The following is a 2249-nucleotide window of genomic DNA, read 5'->3' as shown; positions in this document are numbered from 1 at the left end:
TCGGCCCGATCGCGGACGCGATCCCACGCGTAGCCGACGACCTACCGGTACACCGCATCAGCACCCTCCTCGAACCAGCCGGACGAACCGAAGGCAAACCCGTCCGACTCGCCGAGAACGCAGGGATCGCGTTCATTGGATGTTACGTACTCGGCATGGGCTTCGTCCTCGACGTTGCTGAGGCGCAAGAGTGGATCGCTGCTGATCCACACAACGCCGAAGTACTCTTCCCCTACCTCAACGGCGAAGACCTCAACTCCCGACCCGACGCCTCCGCCTCCCGATGGGTCATCGACTTCAACGACCGCACCGAAGAAGTCGCCGCGACATATCGACTTCCCTTCCAGCGACTCGTCGAACAGGTCAAGTCAGAGCGGCTAAGCAACAACCGCAAGGTCTATCGTGACTACTGGTGGCAACATGCGGAGAAGCGCCCTGCTCTGCGGAAGGCAATCGCTGCGTTGCCGGAAGTGTTGGTCATCGCTCTGGTCAGCAAGACCGTCATGCCGCTGCGTGTTCCGAATAACCAGCTATTCAGCCACAAGCTTGGAGTTTTTGCCTTCGCTAGCTACGGCGTTCAGGCAGTCCTGTCATCGAGCCTTCACCAGCTCTGGGCTATCAAATATGGCTCAACAATGCGATCAGATGTGAACTATTCACCCTCCGACGTTTTCGAGACCTTCCCTCAGCCGCAATTGACGGATGGCGTAGAGCGGATCGGCCATGTCTTGGATGCAGCACGGCGCGAGATAATGGCGCGCCGGGAACTCGGCCTGACCAACCTCTACAACCTCGTGAACAACGACGACCCCGCATACTCCGCGGACCCAGATGTTTCGCGTCTTCGGGCCCTCCACCTGGAACTCGACCACGAGGTTTTAGACGCGTACGGATGGTCCGACATCGCTCTTGACCACGGGCATCATACCTACAAGAGGGTGCGACGCTGGAGCGTGAGCCCGGAGGCTCGAGTCGAGGTCCTCGATCGCCTGCTTCAGGAGAACCATCGCCGCGCCGAAGGTGAGCGGCAGAGCCAGCAGCCGTTTATAAGCGGAGAGATTCCCAAGGAAGAGGGAACATTCTTCGCGTGACTGAACCATATTGACGGTCAGTCGAATAGCGCATTTCCCTGTGCCGAACTCGTTGCTCCCCACGTAGAGGGTCGGCTGCCGCGCTCCTTCTTGGCGCGGAGGTGATTCTCCAGCAGCAGATGGTCGAGAATTTCAGCGCGTGCTGTGGGAGAAACAGTCCAGCGTTGCACCTGACGGTAAGTGTGGAAGCCGTGACCAAGAGCGATGTCGTCCCAGCGGTATGCGTCCATGATCGCCTCATCGACCTCAACGTGGATCTCACGCAGCCGATCGAGATCCTTGTCCCTTTGGACGCTGGGGTCGTTGACGAGGTTGTAGAGCATGGTTAGGCCGAGGTCACGACGCAGCATGATGTTGCGGCGCTCCACATCTAACGTGCGACCAGCGGTCTCAAGGCGGTCTGAAATCTCCGGACGTGGCAACGAGCCAAAGACGAGTTCCGGCGTGTACGTGGGATCCGTCCTCATGGTCGTGCCATACCTAATAGCCCATAACTGATGGACGCTAGATGAGAGAATGGCCTGTGTCGCGTGCGAATCGGTGGCGAACACAACTAACTTCTCGTGAAAGACTTGCCCGGTTGGCACGCGCATAGGCATCACAGTCTTGCTGACACGAGCGATGACCAACACTTCCGGCAACGTAGCGATCGCCTTCCGCATCGCTGGGCTTCGTCGACCAAACCTCCACCAGTTCCTTGCCCGGTCCGTGGCGGTCGGATTGCGGCCGTTAAGACGGTCGCGTTCAGGCTTGACCAGTTGCCTTACGCGCGCGAGCGCAAGAGGGTACCGCTCCGCTTCAGAGAGGCTTCTTTCGTTGAAGTCGATGACCCATCGGGAGGCGGAGGCGTCGGGTCGGGAGTTGAGGTCTTCGCCGTTGAGGTAGGGGAAGAGTACTTCGGCGTTGTGTGGATCAGCAGCGATCCACTCTTGCGCCTCAGCAACGTCGAGGACGAAGCCCATGCCGAGTACGTAACATCCAATGAACGCGATCCCTGCGTTCTCGGCGAGTCGGACGGGTTTGCCTTCGGTTCGTCCGGCTGGTTCGAGGAGGGTGCTGATGCGGTGTACCGGTAGGTCGTCGGCTACGCGTGGGATCGCGTCCGCGATCGGGCCGAGTGTGCCCCAGACTGCGGCGTATTCCAGGTTGGCGGTGGCG

2 protein-coding genes are annotated in these 2249 nt (G+C 59.7%); one reads left to right on the top strand and one right to left on the bottom strand.

Annotated features, from left to right (window positions below):
* The coding region (locus ACH01S_RS41660) for a type IIL restriction-modification enzyme MmeI (protein ID WP_370671604.1) at positions 1 to 1091 on the top strand (1091 nt) is incomplete at its 5' end.
* A gap of 17 nt (positions 1092 to 1108) precedes the next feature.
* Here ACH01S_RS41660 and ACH01S_RS44800 read toward each other — a convergent pair.
* The coding region (locus ACH01S_RS44800; RefSeq protein WP_370671603.1) for a type IIL restriction-modification enzyme MmeI at positions 1109 to 2249 on the bottom strand (1141 nt) is incomplete at its 5' end.

Origin of the sequence: Actinomadura chibensis NBRC 106107, from assembly GCF_001552135.1 — a bacterium.
Classification (GTDB): Bacteria; Actinomycetota; Actinomycetes; order Streptosporangiales; family Streptosporangiaceae; genus Spirillospora; species Spirillospora chibensis.
The sequence above is the reverse complement of the archived record's forward strand: the minus strand, read 5'-3'. Positions and strand labels throughout refer to the sequence as shown.